This is a genomic window from Thalassobacterium sedimentorum, assembly GCF_031127905.1.
GTDB lineage: Bacteria > Verrucomicrobiota > Verrucomicrobiia > Opitutales > Coraliomargaritaceae > Thalassobacterium > Thalassobacterium sedimentorum.
This window is the reverse complement of record NZ_JARXIC010000009.1, coordinates 106327-132262: the sequence shown is the minus strand read 5'-3', so window position 1 is coordinate 132262 and position 25936 is coordinate 106327. Positions and strand designations below refer to the sequence as shown.

Below are 25936 nucleotides of genomic sequence, written 5' to 3'. Positions count from 1 at the left end.
GCTCGCTTGCAACTCGGCTGCTTTATTGGAAAAATATACAGCTGTTGGCGCTTGGATTTGCTTTTAAGTTTACTTCTTTAGTCATGAGCCTAACTTAAGTCTCGTGAAGCTTTCCCATAAACTTGAATATGCCTGTCGTGTCTTAGCGCAACTTGGTCGCACGCACGGACAGGGTAAATTGGCGCATATCGAAACCCTAGCAAGCGCTGAAGCGATACCTGCTAATTATCTGGTGCAGATTCTTAACGAGTTGCGAAATGCTGGGCTTATTGTCAGTAAACGCGGCAAACAAGGTGGTTATGCCTTGGCCCGCGAGCCGAAACGTATCACTTTAATTGAAATCGTTGAGGCGGTGGATGGTGAGTTACTTGAGCGTAATTTTGAGGATGCCGGGCATTCTGGACAACGGGTCGCTGAAATTTGGAGTGAGGTCGGCGAGTGTTTTGAATCTAAGATGGCTGAGTATCATTTAGATGACTTCATTGTACGGGATGCTGATGCGGAAATGTATTATATTTAGAGGGCTGAGGGCTGAGGGCTGAGGGCTGAGGGCTGAGGGCTGAGGGCTGGTATTTTTAGGGGAGTACTGAGTCAAAGCCCCAAACCATGGGCACGGTGGTTACGGTGACTGCGAAGCAGATCAGGTTGAGGGGTAGTCCGACTTTGGTGAAGTCGAAGAAGCGGTAGCCGCCGACACCATAGACATAGGTATTGGTTTGGTACCCGATCGGGGTGGCAAAGCTGGCAGAAGCCGCGATACAGCTGGCGACCACGAATGGTCGGGGGTCGATGCCCAATGTTGCCGCGATGCCAAGGGCTATTGGCACCATGAGCGCGACTGCGGCATTATTAGACAGGAATTCGGTAAAGGTGGAGGTGATGATATAGATCAAAGCCAACATGATCACGTTCTGCAGGTGTGCGGGAGCAAATTGAGCCACTAGGCCAGTCATGCTTTCGGCGATCATCAGGCTTGCGCCTGTCGAATCCATGGCTTGTCCCAGTGCCAACATACCAAAAATAATAATTAGAATGCTCCATTCGACTGAAGCGTAAGCATCTTTTGCCTTCATACATCCGGACAGTAGTAGCACTGCCACGCCTAGGCAAACGGCTGCTACGATGGGCACTAAGTTGAGTGTGGCTAATGCGACAATACTGATGGCTGTGCCTATGGCAATTGGCATTTTGACACGCAAACTTCGGGCGGGGACGCGAGGGCGATCGAGGATGATGATTTCATCGCTATTAGCCAAGGAGTCGATGGCTTTGGTTGACCCCATCATCAATAGGGTGTCGCCTGCTTTCAGTCGTAGACTGGAAAGTCGTTCTCGTTGGTTCGTACCTTTGCGATGCACAGCAACCACAACCATGCGGAAGCGTTGTCGAAAGTTGATTTCACCTAGAGTTAAACCGGCAATTGAGGCATGTGGGGCCAGGACGCCTTCAACTAGGGCACCTTCATCGGTTGCGATGGTCTCCAGGCCCTCCGCGAGTTCAGTTTGGATGGTGATGCCTTTCATGGAGTGGGCTTCTGCCACGCCAGCGGGGCGGCAGGCTAAGACCAGACGATCCCCGAATTGGAGCACCTGTTTTTTGGGGTCTCCTTGCACGGCCACGCCGTGACGGACGATTTCCAGGAGACGGATGCCACGCCCTTTGAGTAAGCCACTGTCTTTTGCTGTTTTGCCATGTAAGTCGGAACCGGAGCGTACGAAGGCTTCGGTGATGAATTCTTTGCGTTCCTCATCACTAAGAATGGATGTGAGAGTTTCGCGGTGGGGGAGTAATTTATTACCAAAAATAACGAGGTAGACTGTGCCTACTGTTAAAATAGGAAGCCCCACTGAGGCTAATTCAAACATGCCGATCGGGGCATGCCCCGCGTCACGCAAGATGCCGCTGGCCAATAAGTTAGTGCTGGTGCCCAGTAGCGTGCAGGTGCCACCAAAGATGGAGGCGTAGGAGAGTGGGATTAGCAGCTTCGAGGAGGCGACGCCCATTTCCCGTGAGAGCGATAAGATCACTGGCATCAGCACGATGACTACCGGAGTATTGTTGACGAATGCGGATACTGCCGCGACGCCTAGAATCATTATAAATAAAAAACTACGGTAGGGAAACTTGACCAGTTTACGCAGATAGGCGGTGATTAAGTCGATGGCACCTGTTCGTTCTAGTGCAGCACTGACGATGAACATGCCCGCAATCGTGAGCGGAGCCGAATTACCAAAGACACCCAGCATGGCGTCGAGTGAGGGGAGTTCGGTGCTATTGCTGAGTGCACTGACAAACAGCAGGATGCCAAACACAGTCAGTGCGGTCAGGTCGGCGGAAATGCGTTCCCAGATGAAGCTGATGATCGCAAAAATAAGTAATGCGAAAACAAAAATAATTTCCCAGGTCATTCAGAATAAATCGGGTTATAGGCTGTGTCTATTAGGCATCCAGTGAATTCATGGCATTCATTGGATCAACTGGATCGTCTGCTTCCTCACTTTTTGCCCAGTTGTAAAAGGAGATTCCTAAAATTGTAAGAGAAAATCCCATGTTCACTACTTTCATAATTATTCCGCCCAGAATTTGGTCGTTGAGCGGATCCAGGTCAATGATTCGTGGTGCCCATGCGTAGGTGGGATAGATGGGGTCGCCTGCGAAACATAGAAAGGCAAATACTGGTAATTGTCCCACCATGAGTAGGAAGATCGCTAGCATACGGACCCCGTAGCTGTGACGTGGTACACGGGTAGAGTTGGTAAGGTAGGGCCATAGCATGATTAAGCCCAGCCCGAACATGCTCCAGTGCTCGAGTATGTGGATTCGTTTGTTGTGCAGGGCGGCCTCGTAGAGCGCAGGTACGTGCCAAATGGTGTAGGTGAAGGTGAAGAGCAACCCGCCACAGATTGGGTGTGTGAGCAAACGCATTGGTTTACGGATAACCTCCGGTCCGAGTAGCCAGTCGATTAACCATGCTGGTGTGCCATAGATAAATAGAGTTGTGGCAAAGTAGATCAGCAGCATGTGCTGTAGCATGTGAGCAAAAAAAAGGAATTGTTCACCGATTTGGTCCAGTGGGGATCCTACTGCCAGGTAGGTCAGTAGCAGTCCAAAGTAAAACAAACAGCATTGTCGAAGCGGGAATGCTGCGTGAGGAGCGATGCGTTGGCGCAGTGGGCCAATGGCAAGCGCATACAACCAGCCGACACCCAGAAGGGTGATTAATAAGAATGGTTCAGTATGCCAGTGCAGTTGCATCGAGCGGAGAATGTATCCGAACGATTAAGTGGCGAATGCAAAATTACAAGTTTGCGAGCTTGTTTGTGTCTCACGGATACTCACCGGCAAGAGTGAGACGTAGTCGATGTTTTGAGTTTGAGGCTGGTATTCACTCGGGAGTCAGCCGTAAGCTGCAACTCAATCGCATAGGGTGGCTTGTCGTGTTTAGAAACTGGTGATCGCATCCATATCGACATTGCTACGTGAAATCAATGATCCCAGTGCGATGAAGGTACCAGTTGCAATGGCCATTCCTGTGCCGAAAGCCAGCGTAAGTAGTAGTTTGTCGTAGAGCAGGTGCATGAACCAAGCGATCACGGCAACGAACTTAAAGAGGGAGAGTGATAAGAGCACTGAGAATATAAATATCTCGTTGAAGGGCAAATAAACCAATACTAACTCGACACCTGTGATGGCTGCTAAGCCCAGTGCTAGGTTGACGAAGGTATGATATTTTTCCGTCTCGCTGTTTTTGTTGGATTCAGCTGCTATGGGGAGTGGATGGTAATCGGCTTCAGACATAACTTAATATAAAGATAAATTTACAGGCGGCGAATGAATCTATCGATTAAATAAATTCGATTAGATAGACTGCTGTGAAAATGACGATCCATACGATGTCGACGAAGTGCCAATAGAGGCCAGCGATCTCGACATCGACCGCACTCTCATGTGCATCCATTTTACCAGTATGTGAGTAGAAATACATGCAGATGAGCCAGAATACACCAATGGCAACGTGCACCCCGTGCGTTCCTGTCATCATATAGAATGTGGATCCGAAAGTGTTTGTCGAAAGTGTCAGTCCAGCGTGTACGAAGTGCGCAAACTCATAAACCTGGCAGCCTAGGAAGATCAAGCCGAAGAATATGACTCCTAGCACGTTACGTCGGAAGCTTTTCAGCTCACCTTTGTGCATTGCCGAGACTGCCAGTGCCATCAGAAATGAACTCATCAACAAAATGAAAGTCGAAAATGAGGTCAGCTCTAAGCTGAAGAGTGTGGTCGGGTCGAAAGACTCAGGGTAAAGCTTACGATAGATCAGATGGGTTGAAATGAGCGTGCCGAAAAACATGCAGTCCGATCCGAGAAAGAGCCACATGAGTAGCTTTTTGTTATCGATGATCAGACTGGCGTGGCCGTCGTCTTGATGTGCTGTGGCGTTTTCAGACATTAGAAAATAAGGAATTAAAATGAATAATCAGGGAATGTGTTTTAGGTATTCTCTTGTTCGGGATGTAGATGGTAGCCACCAGGGCCTTCGATTGCCCACAGAATCAGGCCGATCGTGATCATAATTAACCCGAAGATTGCGACGTAGCCCATGTAAGGCACTCCCGCTTGCATGAGTGTCATTCCTAGGCCGAGCGGCACAAATCCAACAGAGGCGATCAAGGGCATCCAAGAGTTGCTTGGCATGTGAATGCCGTGCCCATGGTCCGCTTCGTAAGTGATTTTCTTATTCTCAGGGCCGTGCTTATGGACCCAGAGTGCATCGCGAGCTGGAATCACTGGGGTTTGGGCGAAGTTATACACTTGAGGTGGGGAAGTGGTGGCCCATTCCAAGGTGCGTGCATCCCATGGATCGTCACCAGCTGGTTCGCCGCTGCGTAGGCAACGAATTAAGTCAACCAGTAGCAGTAGAATTCCCAATGCGAGAATATAAGAACCGATGGTGCAGACCATGTTGTAAGAAGCCCATCCAAAGCCTTCCAGGTAAGTGTGGGTACGGCGCGGCATTCCCAGCAGCCCGAGGAAGTGCATCGGAAAAAAGGTGACGTTTAGGCCGACCACGATCAACACCGCGACCCAGTTACTGAGTGTGCCCTTCCACATCTTTCCGAATACCTTGGGCACCCAGTAGTAAATACCTGAAACCAAGGCTAGGAAGATGCCGCCCATGATGACGTAGTGAAAGTGGGCGATCACGAAGTAACTATCTTGTTGTTGAGCATCCGCTGGTGCAGCTGCGTGCATGATGCCGGAAAAGCCACCCATCATAAACATCCACACAAAACCCAGTGAGAAGATCATGGGCGCAGTAAAACGCACGCGACCACCCCAGAGTGTGCCAACCCAGTTGAAAATCTTGACGCCAGTTGGCACCGCAATTGCCATTGTTAATAGAGAAAAGGCAGCAGTGGCGACTTTGCCCAAGCCGGTTGTGAACATGTGGTGGGACCATACCGCAAACCCTAAAAAGCCAATCACCGCTCCAGAAAAGACCACAATGGAATAGCCGAATAGAGGCTTTTTGGAAAATGCCGGCAGTACTTCGGAGATGATGCCCATCGCGGGGAGCACGAGAATATAAACTTCCGGATGTCCGAAAATCCAAAATAAGTGCTGCCACAAAATCGGTTGTCCTCCCCCGGCAACATTAAAGAAATTTGTATCAAATACGCGGTCAAACATTAGCTGCCCCAGCGCGATTGTGATTGCTGGAAAGGCAAATATAATGAGGAATGCAACGACTAGGCTCATCCAGGTAAAGACGGGCATACGCATCATTTTCATGCCAGGGGCACGCATGTTGAGTATGGTGACAATGAAATTCATCGACGAGGACAGTGAGGCCACACCCAGGATCTGCAGTCCCATCACCCAAAAGTCGGTGCCGACACCTGTATAGTCTTTGCTGGTCAAGGGCGCATAACCGAACCAACCGCCAGCGGGGACCATATCGGTCATTCCTGCTGTTGGGCCAGATGCGGCAAATAGCCCCATCATTTCAAGTGCTTGTAATAACCATCCAAAATTAATGACCAAGGCGCCCGCCACAAAAGTCCACAGGCTCAGCGAGTTGATGCGTGGGAATGCCACATCACGCGCGCCAATCTGGAGTGGAATCAGGTAGTTGAAAAAGGCAGAGTTTAAGGGCATCACCGCAAGGAAAATCATTGTGGTGCCGTGCATCGTGAACAACTGATTGTAGCGTTGTGCGGTGATTAGATCATTTTCCGGAATGATTAATTGGGTCCGGATAATCAGTGCTTCCAGTCCCCCGATAAACAGGAAGAAGAGCGCAATTGCGCCATACATGATGCCTATTTTCTTGTGGTCCACTGTGGTGAGCCAGTCGATAAACACACTTTTGCTGTGATCGGGACGCATTAGGCCAAGGCGACTGCGCTCTGGTTTCAGCACATGCGCCGGCTGGGCTTGAGTGGTGGTGGGGCTGGGTGTTTCGATTTGCGTTTGACTCATCTGAAAGGCCTACTTGAGAGATTGAAGGTAAAGTGAAAGCTTGTTGATTTCTTCGTCGGTCAGCAGAGCTGGCTCGCCGTGCTCATCGATTAACTCGCCGATGCCGCCACCATTGGCTTCCCACATTAGGTTGCCTGGTTTGATGACGTCTGTTTCTTTGAGCCAGTTAAAGAAGTTTTCGTATTGTTGCTCCGTATCGATGCCACCGTCTTCGGCGCGGTGATTCAGCCAGCCAGCTGCGATTGATAGTCGAGCACCCACATTGGTCAGGTTCGGCCCGGCGACGCCGACGGCTCTGGGGTTCCCCTTGACAGTGTGGCAGGTGGCACACTTGGCGCGTCCCATAAAGAGCTTTAGGCCCTCATTTAAATCCCCAGTCAACTGTTCCGGGTTTTCTTCATAGGCAGTATACCACTCATCCCAGCTACGTCCGTCTGGTGTGCCATGACCTATTTTCTCATCGGCGACCCAGGCTTCGAACTCACGATCACCGACCACTGTTGCGCGGAAGAGCATGCGAGCATGTGAGTCACCGCAGAATTCAGCGCACTGGCCATAGTAATAATTATGAATTTCTTCCTGCAGATAGCTTGCGTAACCTTCGCGTAATTCAGGACTATCCTGGTCCGGTCCTACGATGCCTTGTTTTTCTTTCCATTTTGCGAAATTATCACCGGCTTGTATCCACATGGCATTGGTGCGACCCGGTATCAGGTCGACTTTACCGGCGATTCTTGGCAGCCAGAAGGAGTGAATGACGTCGACAGAGCGTAGTTCGAGATGCACTACTTTGCCTGCTGGTATGACCATTTCATTCGCAGTTGTAATGCCGAGTTGAGGGTATTCAAAAGCCCACCACCACTGATAGCCGATGACTTTTATGATTAAAGGGTTTTCTGCTTCTTCTTCGGCTAGTTCTTCTCCGCTGTACCAAGCCCCCATACGGCTTTCGACATCGTCCGGTGTTTCTTGCGTGAACCAGATTGCTTGAAGTGTGGGCACGGCAATGACAGCCAATAGCAAAATTGATGCACCAATGAGGCCAATCTCAACCAGTGGGTTGCCATGCCCTTGGGAGGGCATGGGACGGTCATCATTGGGACGCTCGCGAAATTTTATGACCGCATAGACGAAGACGCCACCTACGATTATGAAAATCGCGAAGGTCACCCAGACGGTGAGCATGAATAAATTGAGTTGCTCCTCCGCAATTGGACCTTTGGTAACAAAGGTGGACATGCGAGTGTCCAAATTGCAGCCACCTAAAACGGTGACGACGATGAATGCGCTAAAATACTGGAGGAAACGGTAGAATCCGTTTGAAATTGTCTTCACGAGTGAGGTGCGTTCGTTGATTAGAGAGAGGAGTGAGCTGGTCTATAAGATAGCCAAAAGATATGAATTAATCGCGGTTATACTTGCTGACAAGTATTTCTTCATAGTACTTTAACCATCAGTTTTACTTATGCTGGTTTTATGCCTGCGATTGAATACATAAATCTACAGTAATTCATGTTGGCATGCTGGACGATTCAGCCTTCTCAGTTAGGATTCAAAACTTATGAAATATATACTTAGCTTCATCGCAATTACACTATTTTTCTCTGGTTGTGGGGATTCGTCGACTGAGCATGCGCATGCTGACGAAGCAGGGGCAATAGATGTAATGCTTCCGGAGAATCCTGTTTCGGTGGTAGACGGGGTCACTGTTGTCGAGATGACTGGGAATGATCGTATGAAATTTAATTTGGAATCATTTGTTGTGCCGGCAGGTGGACAAGTTCGGTTGACATTTCATAATCGTGGAAAAATGCCTAAAGCAGCAATGGGGCATAATGTCGTTTTTCTGAGCGCTGATGCTGACTCAGGCGTCTTCGCCACTGCCGCAGCCGCAGCACGTGATCATGATTATATTCCTGTCGGTTTCGATGATCAAATCGTGGCCCACACCAAATTGTTAGGTCCGGGGGAAAGTGACACGATAGAATTTACTGTTCCAATGCAAGCCGGTGATTACGAGTATCTCTGCTCTTTTCCAGCACATATGTTTGCCGGAATGCGTGGTGTGATGAAAGTTGAGTGAAATCTCAAATGGGCTCAGCCTGAATCACTTTAGGCCGGCCACCAAACATATAGGAAGCAGTAAACCAGGACTCCAGTGACTGAAACGTAGTACCAAATCGGGAACGTCCAGCGTGCCCAAGCTTTATGGCTTTCACGTTTACCGCGAATGGCTAAAGTGAGTGTGGTTAGCACTAGCGGTACAATTAGCATAGCAAGTGCGATATGTGTCGCTAGCATTGTATAGTAGAAGCTGCGCCAAGCGCCTTCACCGGTGAAGGGAGTGTGGACTCCTTGTACGAGCCACTTGTGTAGCACATAAAAGAAGAGAAAGACGACGGAAACGGAAAAAGCGGAGAGCATGCATCTGCGATGGGCTTGTTCTCGGCCAGTTTTTATGCAGATAAACCCAGCAGTCAGCAGCACGGTGGCGGCGCCGTTTAAGTATGCGTTTAAAGTCGGGAGGGATTCGGTAAATGACATGGCCTAATTAGATTAACCACAGGTCTAAAACGAGTGGAATGAGCAAGGCCGGAAGATAAAAAATCGATGCGATAAATAAACGCCGTGCGGCGGTATCGCGTATCTCTGCTTTTAAGAACGTCCATGCCGGGCGTAAAATATAACAGCCAGCGATAATTGCGATGGAGCCATAGCCCCAACTTGCATAGCCCAATAAGGTTGGCAAGAGGGTGCTGAGCACCAGTGCTACGGCGAAGACAAAGGCCTGGCGTGCGACTATAGTGCCGTCTGCGTCTGTATTTGAGAGCATAATAAAGCCGCCTTGTTTATAATCTTTGCGATAGGTCCAGGCGATTGCGAAAAAGTGGGGCATTTGCCACAGGAATAAGATGGCAAAGAGAATCCAGCCTAAAGTGGATATTTTGCCTTCAGCTGCGGCCCAACCGATTAGTGGGGGCAACGCGCCGGGAATGGCACCGATGAGTGTATTCCAAGTTGTCAGTTTTTTAAGCGGTGTATACAGCAGCACATATGAGGCAACTGTAGCGGCTGTGATGAGTCCAGCGAGTGGGTTGGCACCTGCATAGAGAAGATAGGTGCCGAAGATACTTAAGCCCATTCCGAACATTAAAGCATTATAGGGTGCAATTTGGCCGGAGGGAATCGGGCGATCTTTGGTGCGTACCATTTGGGCGTCTGCTTCACGCTCTAGCCATTGATTTAATACAGCGGCACCACCTGCGGCTAGTGAGGTCCCGATTAGGAGGCTGGCCAAGGTTCCAAAGTCACGCTGAGGGTCTGCGGATAGGTAGCCGATGATAGCTGTGATCACAGACATAAAACTCAAGCGAGGTTTGGTTAGCTCGTAGTAACCATTGACTCTCGAGCGTAAAGAAAACGCCGTATCGGAGTTTATCGATTTGGTATCTGTATTTGGTAGGCTCAAGGTACTTGTAGTCGGGGCACTGTAATTACCGCAGGGTGGTAGATTGTTGCGGGTGGTGTGCTAGAAAAGTTAGCGCCCACGTGCTGGCAAGGAGAAAAGCGCCGACTAAATGATGGGTCGTGGCTGCATAAGGGTTTTTAGCGGTCCAAATCGTGAGGGCACCTAGAAATATTTGAAGCCCCAGGATCGCACTCACTAGGAGTACTCCATAGCTCAATGTTTGTTTGGCACTGGGGGATCCCCAAATTTTACCGAGAAAAATCAGCAGTATTGCGGTCACCAGTAACGCGCCGATTCGATGTGCGAAATGAATGCTTACGTCGAAGTTCCAGTAGGCTGGAAGCAGGCTGCCGCTAGAGGCCATGGGGAAACTTGGTATGGCTAAGCCGGCATCGGCATGGCGCATGATGGCCCCAACGAGTATTTGTAGAAAGATCGCCAGAGTGGCTGCAATGCCCCAGCGTTTAACGCCAGGAGGGCAGGGAGAGCGCTCGCTCGGGGGGCCTTCAATCCAGCGACGGGTATTCGCGAGTGTTAGGGCCACTAATATTCCGAGCACAACCATCGCGCCACAAGCATGCATGACTGCGAAACTTTGCGCTAATAAATTGTTTTCGCTCATAATGTTGAGTTGGTCGAAGCGTACTCGCGAGCCACCTAATACGCCTTGTAGAATGACCACCAATACCAGCACGCGTGCGAGTGTGCGTACCCAAGCTCGCGATTCGCGCAAATAGGTCCATAGGAACAATACTATCGAAAGTAAACCGATCTTCATGCCTAATAGGCGGTGACTATGTTCAGCCATTTTATCAGATTCGGTTCTCCAGCCTTCAGGGTTGATAGAACCATTTGAAAGAGGCCAATCCAAAAATGCCATTCCTGCCTTAATGCTTGTTGTCATACCACCTGCAAATAGCAGGGCGGTGATCCAACAGAGTGCAAAGATGCAAAACAGGAAGCAAAAAGGTTTGTAGTCCGGAGAGCGTTTGTGTGTGAGGGCGGGCATAGAAACGTGGGATGCTATGGATGCAGTTGAATAGATCAAGCGCGTAGCTATGCCGTCTATTCTAGTGAGTGGATACGCACATCCGTTAGCTTTTTAACTGCTTGGTGATCGCTTCAGCGAGTTGCTCAAGTCGTTTCTCAGAGACTTTCTGAGCGGTGCCAAGTTCTTGCGCGTAGATCGACACGCGAAATTCTTCGAGCAAGATTCGGTAGGGCTTGACTAGGGGGGCTTGGGCTTTCTTGGCGAGCGTTTCCAATGCGGTCAGTTTATTTTCAAAGGGGGCAATGCGTTGAGATTTTTCGATGTCACGTTGGATGCTTTCTTTGGCACGTTGGGCGCGCCGCATCATTGCTTTTAGGTAGCGGGCGATATGCTGGAGTTCGTCGAACTCGTAGTGATCCAGTAAGTTTGCGGGCGCGATTTGCTCCAGGTGGGCGCGCATGCCGGGGTAGATAATGGCTTGGCTGGTCTTCTTTTGTTCTAGCAGTAATTGCACAGCCTCGCGTGCTTCCAAGATGGCGCGCAGGTGATCGGTGAGCTTGAGTGTGATGCCTTTGGATGTGTGGTTGGCATGTTGCAAGGTCTTTTGAAAGTTGGCTTCCCGGAGGGGTAATAAGTTTTCGGTTTTAAATAAGTGGCGTCGTAGATGTGCCCACGCGGGGTCTTTGATACGATCATAGCCACCGAGTTGAATGAGTAAAATGCCGAGCTTCTTTAGCTCTTTCAGGTCGCGACGTATCCACGCGATCTCGCGGCCCATACTTTGTTCGGCGAGTTCGGGCCATGCTTTTGCGGTGTGCTGCCGTGCTTGATCCCGGTCGGGACAGAGCCTGAGATGTATCTGGTTGCGCTCGCTGACGAGGGCTGGATATGCTTTGAGTGGTAAGCCAGACTCGCCGCTGAGATCAATGCATTCGGGGGGATTTCCGAAGTTCCATGTGTTCAGATTCTCGCGTTCGTGCTGTGCTGCGGCGGCTTGCCATGCGGGAATTGCGTCCAGACCATTACCGGCGGCGGTCTGTTGGCTCTTGGATTTGAGTTGCTGGCGTAGGTTGTCGAGATCGCGGCTTTGCGCTAAGGCGTCGCCTTTAGTATTCTCAATTTGGATACGTGGCTTGAGGTGTTGGGGGAGTTGAGCTTTGCTCCATTGGTCTTTGTAGGTTTCGATGCCGTAGGCACTGCGCAGTAATTCGCTGAGTTGCTCGGTGAGTGGGCGCTCACTGGGCTTCAATTTCGACTTGAGCTCGCTGGCGCGCTCCTTGAGTGGGTGTAAGCGAATACGAATTTGCTTGGGGAGTGCGCGTAGTAAACATTCGATTTTTTCTTCCAAGTGTCCGGGTACTGCCCAGTCGAGTGTGCCTTGTTGAATGGCATCGACTTGCGCCAGTGGTAAGCGCAGCGTGACGCCATCCTCTTCACTGCCGGGTTCGTTGCGGTATTGGAGTGGGATTTCGCTGCCACCAAGTCGAAGTGCACGTGGAAAGTCTTCGGTTGCGATGCCGCTCTCATCGGGCGGCAAAAGATCGTCTTCGTGAGCTTTGAGGAAATCGAGTGAGCCGCCATGGTGTTTCTTGGCGTAGCTACGCAGTTCGGCGAAAGAGCCGACTGCGTCGAGTCGCTGACGATAGAACTCGAAGAGCTGATCCTCGATCCACAAGGTGGAACCGCTGCGACGACGTGCGAGTTCCGATTCGGCCGCTTGCTGGACTTGAGCGTTCTGTTGAAAGAATTTGGGGCGCTCTTTTATGCCACCTTCAATCAGGCCGTTGCGGATGAAAATATCGGTGGCTTCCTCGGGGTTGATCCGACTGTAGCTGACCTGATTGCGTTGGATCTCCAGCCCGAAGAGTATGCGGCGCTCTTTGCTGAGCACGGCGGCCCCTTTACTACTCCAGAAGGGCTCGGAGTGTCGTATTGAGAGGAGGTCGCCAGCGAGTTCTTCGATCCAATCGACTTCAATCTTGGCTGCGGTGCGGGCAAACAAGCGGCTGGTTTCCATCCATTCGCCGCAGACGATCCATTCGGGCGCTTTGGTCTTGGCGGGCTTGGGCTTTGTCTTTTTTGCGTAAGCGGCTTTACGCTGCTTCTTGGCGGTTTCGTGATCGAATAGTGCGGAGCCGGGGAAGAGCAAGGCCTTGCGATTGCGGGGACCACGATAAGTGTGCTCTTCTTCTTTGTGGGCAATATTACTGAGTAGGCCCGTCAGAATGGAGCGGTGGATGGCCGCGTACTCGCTTGGAGAAAACGTCGAAGGTAGAACGCCTAGTTGTGAATTTTGAGTGCTTGCCTGCTGTTTCTTCGGGCTGGACCGTTTGGCCTTGGAGCTTGGACGTTCCTTTAGAATTCGTTCCAGTTGGTGGTGGATGTCGCGCCATTCACGCATGCGTTGGTACGCGAGGAAGTGGCTTTTGCAGAATTTGCGGAGTTTGTTCTGTGATAGGCTGTCTAACTTTTCGTGGTAGCTGTTCCAAATGTTGAGTAGGGTGAGAAAGTCGGACTCGGGGTGGGTGAATTGCTTGTGCATCTCGTCCGCCTCCTTTGCGAGTTCGGCGGGGCGCTCGCGCGGGTCTTGTATTGAGAGGCCGGAGGCGATGACGAGCACTTCGGGCAGTGCTCCCTCACGCTGGGCTTGGAGTAGCATGCGTGCAACGGTGGGGTCGACTGGGAGTTGCGCCAGGCGGCGCCCGAGTTTAGTCAGGCGGTAGGCGTCTGGATCGGGATTGCGTTCGTCTGCTTGAACCGCGCCGAGTTCGGCCAGTAAGCGGTAGCCACCGACAATGGCATTTTCGGCAGGTGGATCGATAAAGGGGAAGGTACGAATGTCGCCTAGTTTAAATGCCATCATGCGTAGGATGACAGAGGCTAGGTTGGATCGATGGATCTCGGGAGTGGTGTAGCGTGGGCGTGCTAAAAAGTCCTGTTCATCGTAGAGGCGGTAGCAGACACCGTTGCTGACACGGCCACAGCGACCTTGGCGTTGATTGGCGCTGGATTGTGCGATGGGCTCAATGGGGAGCCGTTGAGTGCGCGAGTGGGGACTGTAGCGACTGACGCGCGCCAGACCTGTATCGACGACATAGCGAATGCCGGGGACCGTGAGTGAGGTTTCCGCAATATTGGTTGAGAGGATGATGCGGCGCCGCCCGCCGGGGTGGAAAATACGCTGCTGGTCGGCATTGGCGAGGCGGCCGAAGAGGGGGAGTAAATCACACTGGCGCGCGGGACTGTCTTCAAGTTGGCGGCGGAGTTCGTGGATGTCGCGTTCACCGGGGAGGAAGACAAGAATGTCGCCTGGGCGGTTGTGCTCGATGATTTCGGTAATGACATCGGTGGCTGCATCGATGTAATCGCCTTCGTCGTTATCGGCTGGTGGACGATAAAATGTATCGACTGGATACATACGCCCGGAGACTTCAATGATGGGTGCATCGTCAAATGCCTTAGCAAAGCTGGCCGTGTCGATGGTGGCGGAGGTGATGATGATCTTGAGATCTTTACGCGTGTGGGTGAGCTGGCGCAGGCAGCCGAGGATAAAGTCGATATTGAGGCTACGCTCGTGCGCTTCGTCGATGACGATGGCTTCGTAAGCACGGAGCATGGGGTCGTCCTGCAGTTCGTTGAGCAGGATGCCATCGGTCATCACCTTGATCACGGTGTTGGCCTGAGTCTGATCAGTGAAACGAATTTTGGCACCGACTTGGTTGCCATATTGGACGCCCAGCTCTTCGGCGATCCGTTGTGCGACTGAGAGTGCTGCCACGCGGCGTGGTTGGGTGCAACCGAGATAGCCCTTTTTGCCGAGGCCACATTCTAATAGGAATTTCGGGATTTGCGTGGTTTTGCCCGAGCCTGTTTCACCAGCGATGACGACGACTTGATTCTCGCGGATGGTACGCACGATTTCTTCCCTCCGCAGGTGGATGGGAAGCTCTTCGGAATAGCTTGGAACGGGGAGTGTCGCTTCGATCATTGAATGTATTTATTGAGCAAACCAGCGTAGCAGGCGGGCATGAGTGGCGGCGTTGTCGTGCTCGTTGCCGGATAATTCGAAGTGCGCAGCTTGACGTATAAAAAGCTCTTTGGGGCCCGATAGGCTATTGTAAACGGCGAATTGGCCCGGTGGGGGCACAGCGGGGTCGAAGGTCGCCGCTGCGACAAATACTGGTATTTGAATATGCTTGGCTGCGATGGCGGCATCGAAGTAGCTGAGCACTTCAAGCACTTCGGGGTGCCCTTCTTTGAAGTGCTTTTGCACGGATTCTCCACTGCCGACACAGGGCAGTTCGACGCGCAAGGGGTGATTTCCGAAACTGGGAATGTCTAAAAAAGCTTTTTTGAAACGTGAATCCCACGGCAGCATGAGTGCGCCGATACCGCCTCCGAAGCTACCTCCTAGATAGTAGAGTTTATCGGAGGTCTGGGGGTAAAGGCTTTCCAGGACGGAGGCCGCCAACCAATAGTCGACCACACTGCCCAAGTGAGAGTAGGAGTCTTCGGATTCGATGCCGACCATGACGTGTTTATGGCCATCGCCGGGGTAGGTCTGATGCGGCGAGAGTTGAAAGCCGCGTACGCAAGGGTAGATGCAAACCGTATTTTTGATAGGCTCTTCAAAGCCCGGTGCGTCGCGTCCGCCATAGCCGTGCCCGACGACCGTGGCGCTCTCGATTGGCTCTGATTTGGGCACGGTTATCCATGCGCCGATACGTACGCCATCCCAAGAGTCGTAGCTCACTCGATAGAGCTGAAAGGCCGCATCCGGGCTCTCGATTTCTCTGCGATCAATGTTGAGCGGTATTTGGCGTGCTTTCGCATACTTGTCTTGCCAGAAACTTTGAAAGTCGGCGGGCTCGGCGGGCGCGGTGACGGCGAGTAAATCATCGAGTGTATAGCCGTAAGTGGGATCGAATGGGAAATCGTGTGTGATCATTCGTTTATACTAAGTTACACCTGATTGAGTGCGTTAAAAAGGATTTCGGCCGGATGAAGTGCCGTGCGTTGGGTGCCGTCGTGAATTTGGTGGCGGCAGGAGGTGCCTGTCGCGGCGATGAGGACATCCTGGGCTTGTTCTCTGATGGTGGGGAAGAGCACCAGTTCGCCGATTTTCATCGAGAGTTCGTAGTGTTCTTTTTCGTAGCCGAAGGAGCCCGCCATACCACAGCAACCGCTGGGGATCATGTGGACTTTATAGCCAGTCGGGATTTGCAGTGCGCGCACGGTGGGCACCACGGAGGCCAAAGACTTTTGAAAGCAGTGGCCGTGGAATTTGATTAATTGTGGCTTGCCTTGAAATTGATCGCTGCGAATGCGTCCTGCTTCAAATTCGCGCACGATAAACTCTTCAAACATCAGGCAATTGCTGGCAAGTGTGCGAGCAGTTGTTTTGAGTTCGCCTTCGGCTAGATCTATATATTCATCGCGAAAGGAAAGGATGGCTGAGGGCTCGATGCCAATCAGAGGAGTGTCTTCTGAGATCAGAGGCGCGAGTTGTTGTACGTTGGTATTGGCGATTTCTTTAGCTTTACGCACGAGTCCCTTGGATAGCCAAGTGCGGCCGCTTTCCAAGTGCTCTGGTATACGTACCGTATAGCCTAGACGTTCTAGTAGCTGAATTGCTTTTTGTCCCAAGGGCACATCGTTGTAATTGGTAAATTCGTCGCAGAATAGATAGACTACTTTATCGGTGTTGGGTTTGTCGCTTTTTTGTTTTTTGTTATGCCACTTTTTCAGTGTCGTGCTGTGTAGTTTAGGAATGGTGCGGTCAGGGTGAAACCCGACGATACGATTGAGAGCTTTACGAATGCCGGTGGTGCCGAAAGCGGCATTCCACGCCCATGGTGCCAGCGATGCCAGGCGACTGGACTGGCTGTAGTTTGCAATCATTTTGGTGCGCAGTGGCACGCCATGGGCATCGTAGTAATGCTGTGAGAATTCGGCTTTGAGCTTTGCAATATCGACATTGGAGGGGCACTCCGACTTACAGCCTTTGCACGAAAGGCAGAGATCGAGCACCTCTTTGGCGGCGGCATTATCAAATGGTTTGAGCGGGTTGTCCGGATGTGTCAGTGCATGTCGCAGTATATTGGCACGGGCGCGGGTGGTTTCTTTTTCGTTGCCGGTGGCCATGTAGCTGGGGCACATCGTGCCACCAGCGAGAAAGCCTTTACGGCAGTCTCCGGAGCCATTGCAGTTTTCGGCTGCGCGCAAGACGCCCTGACTACTGGAAAAATCGAATATGGTTTCGTATTCCGGATTTGGCTTGTCCGGGCCATAGCGCAGGTCGACATCCATTGGCTTGGCATCGACGATTTTGCCAGGATTGAAGATATTATCAGGGTCGAAGGTGGCCTTGATCTCTTTCATCATCGCGTAGCATTCTTGGCCAACCATGAAGGGGATAAATTCGCCGCGCAGGCGCCCGTCACCGTGCTCACCGCTGAGTGAGCCTTGATACTTCTTGACCAGTGCGGCGACGTCTTCGGCGACGCTGCGGAAGGTTTTCAAGCCCTCGGTTGTTTTTAAATTGAAGAGTGGACGTGTGTGTAATTCGCCCGAACCCGCGTGCGCGTAGTAAACGCAGTCGCGGCCATGCTTCGTTTTCATCAATGTGTCGAACTCTGCGATGTAATCTGCCAGTTGAGATACATCGACGGCGGTATCTTCACAAACTTCGCGTGGTTTGGCGTCGCCGGGGATGTTACTGACGAGGCCCTGACCTGCCCGGCGCAGCTCCCAGACCTTGGCCTCATCGGCACCAGTGAGCACCGGAAATGCATAGCCCTTGCCTGTGGCTTTAATGTCGGCGATGACCTGTGCGACCACCAGATCCAGTTCGGCGGCGCTTTCACGGCGGAGGTCGACGACCAAAATCGCCCCCGGGTCGCCTTCCACGAAGAAGCGGTTCTTGAGCTGTTCTCGATTGCGCTTGGTGGCTTCGAGGATGTGACGATCGATTAATTCGACGCCGAAAGGTGTGTGGTTGAGCGCGGGCATGACGGAGCGCAGCGCTTGGTCGACATTCTCGAAATGAGCGCAAATGAGCGCACTGTGTTTGGGGGGCAGGGGATTGCAGTCGATTAAAAATTCGGTTCCGAAGAAGAGCGTGCCTTCCGAGCCGGCGATTAGTTTGCAGAGGTTGAAAGGCTTGTCGGAGCTTGGATCGAAGACATCGGCGTCCATTAGCAAGTCCAGTGCGTAGCCAGTGTTGCGACGTGGGATGCTGCGTTTGGGGAAATTTTCTGTAATTTGCGCACGTCGTTGCGGGACGCTGAGTAGATCGCGGCATTTGCGGTAAATGGAGGCTTCCAAGCTATCGCCTTGGCATTTGCTTTCAAATGTGGCGCGATCAATAGCTTTGAAGGTCACCCAGGAGCCATCGCTAAGATAGCCACTGGCGGCGAGCAAGTGTTCACGCGTCGAGCCGTAAGCCAGCGAGTTCGAGCCGCAGGAATTATTGCCCACCATGCCACCGATCATGGCACGATTGGCGGTGGAGGTTTCTGGTCCGAATAGCAGGCCGTGTGGCAGTAAGGCGTGGTTGAGCTCATTGCGCACAACGCCTGGTTGCACCCGTGCGGTGCGGGCAACCGGGTCGATTTCAAGGATTGCGTTTAAGTGTTTGCCTGCGTCTACGACAATGCCGGAGCCGACTACTTGGCCTGCCAGTGAGGTACCTGCAGTGCGCGGTATCAAGCTAAGCTTATTCTTGCGTGCGTATTGAATTAGCTGACGTATGTGTTCGCCTGTTTCAGGGAAGGCGACCGCATGGGGCAATTCTTGGTATTCGGATGCGTCTGTCGAAAATAGTGTACGTAAAATGTGATCCGTATGGTATCCGAAGGTAAAATGTTCAGTTGATTTCATATTCTATGCAGACGTTACACATGAATATTTAGTAATAATCCATACTCAAACATGATAAAATTTTGCTAGCTGCACTGTTGCGAATAGATCAAATCCAGGGTATTGCACAGGTGCGTGAAGCTGAGCCTTGATTATTCGCTTGTTTGTTCTGCAAAAAAAAAAGCGCAACCTATGTAGGTTGCGCTGAATTAAAATCAAGCGTTTGCGTGAGCTAATCTACGCTTGTTTACGCTTGCTCAATTGACGGTAGAAATTTGGACCGTGGATTTCACGCATCATGTTACGACGGTGCTCGACGGCGAGTTTGAAGGCTTTCTTTTCGCCGTATTTCTTGATTGAAAAAGAGGTGCATTTTTGAACACCTGGTTCCGGGCGCCAGCTAACGGAGTAGCATTCGTGTTTAGTGCCGTTGGGCCCGACCTTCGTCGTGCGCGAAACGCCTAGTTCACCAGTGGTGTTGCGTGAATCGGAGACCACGATGCGGCGTTGACGTGGCTTTTTGGGAATCGATTCTAACTCTTCATTGAGTTCATCACGATAGGTCTTTGCCAGTTTCTGAGCCTTGCCTTTGCCACCGCATTTGCGATCACTGAACAGTTTTGAGTAAGTTTTTCCGTTGCGGTATCCGCGAACGAACCAACCATGAGTGGAACCAGAGTCGATACGACTGATTCCTTTGTTTGCTTTTGAACGTGCCATTATATTTATTTTATGTGTGTGTGTGTGTGTAAGAAAACTAAACCAACTGTCGATGGAATGGTTTCCAACGGTTTAATTTACTTAGTGAATTCACAATTACAAACAAATTCACTTTTTGCAAATCACTGTTTGCAGTTTTACCAGAGAGTTAGTTCTTCGCGCTTAAATTAGGCTTATTGCCTAATTTAGGATTCTAACCATTTCAAGAGGGCTTCATCGCTCTTTATCATGTGTTCACTATGATATTCTGGGGCCAATTCATTCAAATAAGCAGTTTCTGCAAAACGTTTACAGTGCAGTAATACACGGGCAGATTGGCCTGGAGCGCGAACAATGCGGCCTAGTGCCTGATGAATGCGGCGCATGGCAGGGCGTATGTATATGTCGCGAAAGGCATCCTCCCGCGAGTACCCTTCATAGTGTTCGATACGGGTTTTCTGAATGAGGTTCACCTCTGGTAGAGCAGGGCCGACTATCATAATTTGACGCACACGCCCGCCGAGTTGATCGATTCCTTCTGCGAAGCTGCTGCCTAAAATCAGAAATAAGGCGTCGGCGGTTAATAGGCACTCGTCTATAAATGTGGATTGTTGCGAAAGGTCGCCACCGCGTGGTTGTCGCTGTGCACGCAACTCTGGTGCCAGTGCTTCGAGATAGGCTTGTACATTGATGGCGTACTGGTAGGAGGCGAAGAATACGACTATGGCTTCTCCTGCATGATGATGGCATAGTTGCGCAATGGTGCGAGCGGTGGTTTCGTAATAGCGTTCACGCGTGCGTAGGCGAGTATCCACGCGGCAGTCGATTGCGACATCATAGGCGCCGTCACGCCAGGGGGCATCTGCCTGAGCGATTGTCACTGATGCGGTTGCTAAGCCACAGCTTAAGCGAAAGTGATCGAAAGGAGCAAGCGTGGCTGACATCATTACAGTGCCTCCAAAAGGGCGAAGGCACTCAGCGATCCAGTCGCTGGCATTTAGGCAGGTGGCACACAAGGTGGCTGCTCGTGGGGCCCAATGAAGAAATTGATTGCCGGGAGTTGTGAAACTGTCGGCCAGCTTGGGGATCGACCAGATCAGTTGAATGGCAAATGACGCGGTGGCTTGGTAGTCGAAACTACTTAGCTTGAGCTGTTGGGTGAAGTCCTCGCAGAGGTCCTGCCCCATGTAAAGCTGATTGCCGGAGAGTGCTTGTTGCGGGTTTAAGCTGTCGAGCCAGCGACAGAGTTCATTTGCAGTGGCGATTAGGCGTCGTGGCGCGCCGTGTGCTCGAAGTTCCTCAATGGCAAACAATAGGTCGGCGCTACTGAGTTCGATACTGAGACTGTCTGCAGTGCGATCAGGGAGATTATGGGCTTCATCGACGATTAATAGAGTGCGCGCTGGATCGAAACTCAATGTCTGTAGGAACACAGACTGGCTCTTGGGGGAAAATACATAATTGCTGTCACCGATCCAAATTTCAGCGAAGGGGAGACAGGCTTTAGTTAATGTGTAGGGACAGATACCTGTCTCAGAGCCAATTTCTTTAGCGCGTGCTAGTGTGAGCGTGCCATCTTGAAATAACTCTGCGAAATTGATTTCGGCATCCTGCCAGATTGTGTCTATTTCGGCATTGCAAGGCTCGTCACCGGAGCAACGATGTCGTTCGCTATCGATCTGATGCTCACTACGATTACGCATTTGAATGAAACGTATTCCATGGCCGATCATTTGTTTTAGCTGTCGAATCGTTTCTAGTTGCCCTGTGGATTTGCTGCTTAAGTAGATGCAACGATCATAGAGGCCATCCTGCATGTGTTGGAGGGCATGTTGTAAGATTATTCCGGTTTTGCCAAAGCCAGTGGGAGCCTGAGTCAGTACCACACGTGCTTGTAGTGCGGCCTCATGCAGGGTGGTAAAAAGTTTCGCTTGCCCCGGACGCAGTGTGGTAAACGCAGATGTGATTTGTGAATTTCGCAGGCGCTGAAGACTGCTACGGCGTTCGTCTAAAAAGGGCAGTATTTGTTCTAACTGGTGAACGAATAGTCGATTCTCTTGGGCCTGTAATGGAACTGACTGTTGCGCTCCATTTTCAATATTGATGAATTGAACCTCGGCTGTGATTGCTTGTTCGCTGTAATCGGGCAGTACTTGCAGCATGGCTAAATAAATAGCGGCTTGAGCAAAATACTCTGGATAGTTTTTAATCAGTTGCTCATCGGAGGCTGGTAGGGCACTGCGGATCGTTTTGACTTCTCTGATGTGCCAGCCATCGGCCGTGGGGATCAGTTGGTCGATGCGACCAGTGAGCTGGAAGAGCCAATCGCGTTGTCGCCAGTCAGCGCTGACTGTGACTTCGAAGCGTGCCTTTGCATTGTCCGCATGTGTGAGTGCCTCTGCGCTTTTGTGCCATTGTTGCCCGACCGTTGCGCGCCAAGGGCTGTGGCCATGTCCACGTGATTCCGGTTGATTGCGAAATACGGCTAATTCACGCACGCTCAATCGCACGCTCCGTTGCATTGGATCGATCTGCATTAATTGCTTGAGTTGGGTTGTTTGTAGTTGCGGTGACTGTATTTGCCGTTGTGGAGAGTAGGAGCAACCACAGTAAAGTGCAGGACTTTACACTGAGTTGACTTTGGGGTTTTCATATTGCGGCTTTGGACTACTGTCGCTTTTTTTATAAATCACAACCTGTTTTAAATTTTATGCGTATACTCATTACCGGCGGTGCCGGATTCCTTGGTAGTCATTTATCGCAGCGCCTACTGAATGAAGGCCACGAAGTTATTTGTATGGATAATTTCTTTACCGGACGTAAGCGCAATATACTTCCTTTAATGGATCATTCAGATTTCGAGCTGATTCGTCATGATGTGACCGATCCCTTTAAGGTCGAGTGTGATCAAATTTATAATTTGGCCTGTCCGGCTTCGCCCGTTCATTATCAGTATAATGCGATTAAGACGATCAAGACCTCTGTGATGGGGGCCATAAACTGTCTGGGCTTGGGCAAGCGTGTTAATGCGCGTGTCTTTCAGGCATCGACTTCTGAAGTCTATGGCGACCCCTCTGTACATCCTCAAACCGAAGGCTACTGGGGGAATGTTAACCCCATCGGTATCCGTTCCTGTTATGACGAGGGCAAGCGTTGCGCAGAAACGCTCTTTATGGATTACCATCGTCAGAATGGGGTGGATGTCCGTATTGTTCGTATCTTTAACACTTATGGGCCCAATATGTGTCCCGACGATGGTCGGGTGGTCTCGAATTTTATCGTGCAAGCTTTGCAGGGGCGTGACATTACAGTATATGGAGCTGGTCAGCAGACGCGCTCATTTTGTTACTGTGATGATCTGATTGATGGTTTTGTGAAACTGATGAACCAGGACGAGGCAATTGGCCCGATCAATATGGGAAACCCCGGGGAGTTCACTATCCTGGAACTTGCTGAGAAGGTGATTCAAATGACTGGAAGTCAGTCTAAAATTATCCACGAAGCGCTGCCATCGGACGACCCAAAACAGCGACAGCCAGATATTACGCAGGCTCGCAAAGTGCTGGGCTGGGAGCCGAAGTATTCGCTTGAGGATGGCCTCAAACCGACTATCGAATACTTTGATCAACTACTCTCAGCAGAGTAGCGGCTGATTATTTGCGTGAAATAGCTGGAAAAAAGGGTTGCTTCGTGGAGAGAAGCACCTACTTTCCGCTGCTTTTTCCAAAACCATCAACAAAAGTTTAGCCATGCCCAGAGAGCACATCATCTTAGAATGCACCGAAGCCCGCGCCGAGGGGAAACCTGTTTCACGCTATATGTCCACACGTGACAAGAAGCAGCAGCCTGACCGTGTCGAAAAGAAGAAGTATAATAAGTTTCTTCGTCGCCACACTTTGCACCGCGAAATTAAAGGGTAATTCAATTACTTTTTATGGGGGCGTATCACATGCCTTGAATACAACCCGCCTGTAAAGGCGGGTTTTTTTGTGTGCGCCCGGCGACTTGGGAGCTGGGAGCTGAATGGAAAATTAGCCTAGCGATATTCGGATTGAATAGAATTGTTTATTGTGGCTGAATCTCAAGGCTGCTGTACCCGTTTCCTCTACCCATGAATAAAGCTAAATTTTTTCAATGTCTGCTCGCTACGCTTCGCGAAGAAGCGCTTCACGCTGTCAATGCTTCTAAAGATGCAGCCGAGTATGCGACGAATGAAGAATCACGTGCTGAGTCACAGTGGGATACGCAGGGGCTAGAGGCATCGTATCTGGCCGCTGGCCAGGCTTCGCAGGCGCGTCAGTGGGCAGATGCGATTGAGGAACTCCAGTCCGAGCGGGAGGATCTCCTGAAGCCAAATACTCAAATTGCCTTTGGCGCACTCTTTAGCTGTGATCTGGGAGAGTCTGTTGAGCACTTCTTCTTTGCAGGCACTGCGGGGGGGCAAACGATTTCGATGGATTCGTATGAGGTGACCGTGATTACCGCGCAGTCTCCTTTGGCTGGACGCTTACTGGGGCGCAAGGCGGGGGATACTTTTCGTTTGCCAAATGGTTCAGTCGGGCAGGTCTTGACGGTGGAGTGATTCTGTATCCATCCTCTGGGTGCTATGAAAATTTACACATATAAAAACTGTGGCACTTGCAAAAAAGCGATTCAGTGGTTGAAGGCTCAAGAGATTGCTTGCGAAGAATTGCCGATACGTGAGACGCCGCCCACTCGGGCAGAACTGGAGCAAATGCTAGGGTATCAAGCCGATGATTTACGTAAATTATTCAACACTGCGGGAGGTGATTATCGCGAGTTGAATATGAAGGATAAACTGCCTACAATGGCGACGGCTGAGGCAATTGAGATTCTTAGTCAGCGTGGCAATCTAGTGAAGCGCCCATTTCTTATCGGTGAGGGCTATGGTTTAGTCGGTTTTAAGGAGGCAGTTTGGGCTGATACGCTGCTCTAGCGTGGTTTGTTGCGAATTATATAAATTAAAGATGATGAGTGCCATAGAAGATTTAATTAAAACGGTCGCTGCCTTGCGTGAGCCCGAAACCGGGTGTCCGTGGGATATTGAGCAAGACCATCAATCCATTGCTGAATGTTTGATTGATGAGTGCTGTGAGTTGTTGCAGACGATTGATCGTTTGGATATGGACCACATGGAAGAAGAGTTGGGCGATGTTTTACTGCAGGTGGTGATGCACGCTCAAATGGCTCAAGAGGCTGGGCATTTTGATTTTGAGAGTGTTTGCCGTGAAGTGGATGCTAAATTAGTGCGACGTCACCCGCATGTGTTTGGCCAGGGAGATTTGAATTCCTCTGAAGCGGTTTTGGTGCAATGGGATCAAATTAAAGCGGGTGAGCGTAAGCGTGGGCCGGCTCAGCAGGGGAAATTTAAAGATCTGCCCCAGCAGCTGCCAGCATTGATGTTTGCAAAGGATGTGTACAAGCAGATTCAGAAACAAGCGATGCCGGCTGGCGGGGTCATTGATGAAGTGGCTATCGCACGCACAGCCGAAGATTTGGATGCAGCTCAGCTTGGGAAGCAATTATTTGAAATTGCGGCCGCCTGCCGTGGACGTGGGATTGACCCAGAGTCAGCCCTGCGTCGCTATACGCAAGAGGTGGTGGACACATTAGAGCAGATTTAGAGCTCGGAAGGTTTGTGATTCACTATGAATTTTGTGAATGCGAGTGGCCATTGTGTGCCGGTTGAAATACGTCGTCGTAAGGGGACGCGTCGCTTGCGACTGAGTTTAGGGCAGCAAAACCAGGTCGTGGCCTCCGTGCCCTGGCATGTCAGTCAGCGGGCAGTGGTTCAATTCATTGAGCAGCACAGAACTTGGCTGGATGCACAGTTGGCTCAGTTGCCGGCTTTGTGCTCGTTGAGCAGTTGGTTTCAGCGACATCCGCGGATTTCGGCCAGTGGAGATGTCTTCGCCCTGCGTATTGAAGATCGTGAGTGTAGGCAGCCAAATTATTGTTTTGAGCAGCAGGGGGCGGTCTTAGTTCTGCGTCTGCCGGTGATTCATGAGACTGCAATACGACAGTTGATACGTCGTTTCGCCAAAGATGCACTGACCTGTCGAGTCGCGTATCATGCCAAGCGGCTTGGACTGAACTACACTACGTTGTCTGTGCGGGATCAAGCCAGCCGTTGGGGGTCTTGCTCGGCCCGCCGGGGGATATCGCTTAACTGGCGGCTGATACTTTTAACACCGTCCTTACAAGACTATGTAATTCTGCATGAGTTGGCGCATCTTAGTGAAATGAATCACGGTCCGAATTTCTGGGCTTTGTTAGATCTGTATGATCCGCAACGAGTTCGACATGAAGCGGAGCTAGATGCCTGTGCCGCTGAATTGATGCGGGTCGCGCGCGCTTAAGGATGGTCCCATTTTTTTTGAAACTGTCACTTTACCTTGCACCATATCGGCTAG

The 25936-nt window shown here is 51.0% G+C and carries 22 protein-coding genes; 8 read left to right on the top strand and 14 right to left on the bottom strand.

Annotated elements, in window-relative coordinates; genetic code table 11:
• Positions 1-103: 103 nt before the first annotated feature.
• Complete coding sequence (locus tag QEH59_RS07465; protein ID WP_308984741.1) at positions 104-520, top strand: RrF2 family transcriptional regulator; 417 nt, start codon at positions 104-106, stop codon at positions 518-520.
• A gap of 55 nt (positions 521-575) precedes the next feature.
• Here QEH59_RS07465 and QEH59_RS07460 read toward each other — a convergent pair whose 3' ends face one another.
• The 6 genes from QEH59_RS07460 to QEH59_RS07435 all read right to left on the bottom strand — a co-directional run bounded on the left by QEH59_RS07460 (position 576) and on the right by QEH59_RS07435 (position 7818).
• Positions 576-2408 (bottom strand): SLC13 family permease, encoded by a 1833-nt coding sequence (locus QEH59_RS07460; protein WP_308984740.1) that lies wholly within the window; start codon positions 2406-2408, stop codon positions 576-578.
• Positions 2409-2439: 31 nt separating this feature from the next.
• Positions 2440-3255 carry a cytochrome c oxidase assembly protein gene (locus QEH59_RS07455; RefSeq protein WP_308984739.1) on the bottom strand — a complete coding sequence of 272 codons (816 nt, stop codon included), beginning with the start codon at positions 3253-3255 and terminating at the stop codon, positions 2440-2442.
• A gap of 186 nt (positions 3256-3441) precedes the next feature.
• Complete coding sequence (locus QEH59_RS07450) at positions 3442-3798, bottom strand: hypothetical protein (RefSeq protein WP_308984738.1); 357 nt, start codon at positions 3796-3798, stop codon at positions 3442-3444.
• Between the two features lie 46 nt (positions 3799-3844).
• Positions 3845-4450 carry a cytochrome c oxidase subunit 3 gene (locus QEH59_RS07445; protein ID WP_308984737.1) on the bottom strand — a complete coding sequence of 202 codons (606 nt, stop codon included), beginning with the start codon at positions 4448-4450 and terminating at the stop codon, positions 3845-3847.
• Positions 4451-4491: 41 nt separating this feature from the next.
• A complete protein-coding gene (ctaD, locus tag QEH59_RS07440) occupies positions 4492-6483 on the bottom strand; it encodes a cytochrome c oxidase subunit I (RefSeq protein WP_308984736.1) in 1992 nt (663 codons plus the stop codon).
• A 9-nt stretch (positions 6484-6492) separates the two neighbouring features.
• Positions 6493-7818, bottom strand: a complete 1326-nt coding sequence (locus QEH59_RS07435) for a cytochrome c oxidase subunit II (protein ID WP_308984735.1) — start codon at positions 7816-7818, stop codon at positions 6493-6495.
• A gap of 226 nt (positions 7819-8044) precedes the next feature.
• On the opposite strand from QEH59_RS07435, the gene QEH59_RS07430 reads away from it, so the two are divergent.
• Positions 8045-8566, top strand: a complete 522-nt coding sequence (locus QEH59_RS07430; protein WP_308984734.1) for a plastocyanin/azurin family copper-binding protein — start codon at positions 8045-8047, stop codon at positions 8564-8566.
• 29 nt (positions 8567-8595) lie between these two features.
• Here QEH59_RS07430 and QEH59_RS07425 read toward each other — a convergent pair whose 3' ends face one another.
• The 8 genes from QEH59_RS07425 to QEH59_RS07390 all read right to left on the bottom strand — a co-directional run bounded on the left by QEH59_RS07425 (position 8596) and on the right by QEH59_RS07390 (position 22039).
• Positions 8596-9027 carry a DUF420 domain-containing protein gene (locus QEH59_RS07425; protein WP_308984733.1) on the bottom strand — a complete coding sequence of 144 codons (432 nt, stop codon included), beginning with the start codon at positions 9025-9027 and terminating at the stop codon, positions 8596-8598.
• A 7-nt stretch (positions 9028-9034) separates the two neighbouring features.
• Entirely contained in the window at positions 9035-9952 is a 918-nt protein-coding gene (gene cyoE, locus QEH59_RS07420; protein WP_308984732.1) for a heme o synthase, read from the bottom strand.
• A gap of 25 nt (positions 9953-9977) precedes the next feature.
• Positions 9978-10961 (bottom strand): COX15/CtaA family protein, encoded by a 984-nt coding sequence (locus QEH59_RS07415; RefSeq protein WP_308984731.1) that lies wholly within the window; start codon positions 10959-10961, stop codon positions 9978-9980.
• An 85-nt stretch (positions 10962-11046) separates the two neighbouring features.
• On the bottom strand, positions 11047-14931 hold the full coding sequence (gene hrpA, locus QEH59_RS07410) for an ATP-dependent RNA helicase HrpA (RefSeq protein ID WP_308984730.1): 3885 nt from the start codon (positions 14929-14931) through the stop codon (positions 11047-11049).
• 9 nt (positions 14932-14940) lie between these two features.
• On the bottom strand, positions 14941-15891 hold the full coding sequence (locus tag QEH59_RS07405) for an acetylxylan esterase (RefSeq protein WP_308984729.1): 951 nt from the start codon (positions 15889-15891) through the stop codon (positions 14941-14943).
• A 14-nt stretch (positions 15892-15905) separates the two neighbouring features.
• Positions 15906-18824: an FAD-binding and (Fe-S)-binding domain-containing protein gene (locus QEH59_RS07400; RefSeq protein ID WP_308984728.1), complete on the bottom strand. Its 2919-nt coding sequence runs from the start codon at positions 18822-18824 to the stop codon at positions 15906-15908.
• A gap of 216 nt (positions 18825-19040) precedes the next feature.
• On the bottom strand, positions 19041-19523 hold the full coding sequence (locus tag QEH59_RS07395) for an AP2 domain-containing protein (protein ID WP_308984727.1): 483 nt from the start codon (positions 19521-19523) through the stop codon (positions 19041-19043).
• Between the two features lie 185 nt (positions 19524-19708).
• Positions 19709-22039: an ATP-dependent DNA helicase gene (locus QEH59_RS07390; protein ID WP_308984726.1), complete on the bottom strand. Its 2331-nt coding sequence runs from the start codon at positions 22037-22039 to the stop codon at positions 19709-19711.
• Positions 22040-22212: 173 nt separating this feature from the next.
• Here QEH59_RS07390 and QEH59_RS07385 point away from each other — a divergent pair, with 173 nt between their 5' ends.
• The 6 genes from QEH59_RS07385 (at position 22213) to QEH59_RS07360 (ending at position 25882) form a co-directional block, all read left to right on the top strand.
• Positions 22213-23148, top strand: coding sequence for a UDP-glucuronic acid decarboxylase family protein (locus tag QEH59_RS07385; RefSeq protein WP_308984725.1), 936 nt, complete (start codon positions 22213-22215; stop codon positions 23146-23148).
• A gap of 103 nt (positions 23149-23251) precedes the next feature.
• Positions 23252-23422 carry a 50S ribosomal protein L33 gene (rpmG, locus tag QEH59_RS07380; RefSeq protein ID WP_154000792.1) on the top strand — a complete coding sequence of 57 codons (171 nt, stop codon included), beginning with the start codon at positions 23252-23254 and terminating at the stop codon, positions 23420-23422.
• Between the two features lie 191 nt (positions 23423-23613).
• On the top strand, positions 23614-24084 hold the full coding sequence (locus QEH59_RS07375; protein ID WP_308984724.1) for a hypothetical protein: 471 nt from the start codon (positions 23614-23616) through the stop codon (positions 24082-24084).
• 24 nt (positions 24085-24108) lie between these two features.
• The gene (locus tag QEH59_RS07370; protein ID WP_308984723.1) at positions 24109-24459 is read left to right on the top strand and encodes an arsenate reductase family protein; all 351 of its coding nucleotides are present in this window, start codon (positions 24109-24111) and stop codon (positions 24457-24459) included.
• A 34-nt stretch (positions 24460-24493) separates the two neighbouring features.
• On the top strand, positions 24494-25147 hold the full coding sequence (locus tag QEH59_RS07365; protein ID WP_308984722.1) for a MazG family protein: 654 nt from the start codon (positions 24494-24496) through the stop codon (positions 25145-25147).
• Between the two features lie 24 nt (positions 25148-25171).
• On the top strand, positions 25172-25882 hold the full coding sequence (locus QEH59_RS07360; RefSeq protein WP_308984721.1) for a M48 family metallopeptidase: 711 nt from the start codon (positions 25172-25174) through the stop codon (positions 25880-25882).
• Positions 25883-25936: the final 54 nt, after the last annotated feature.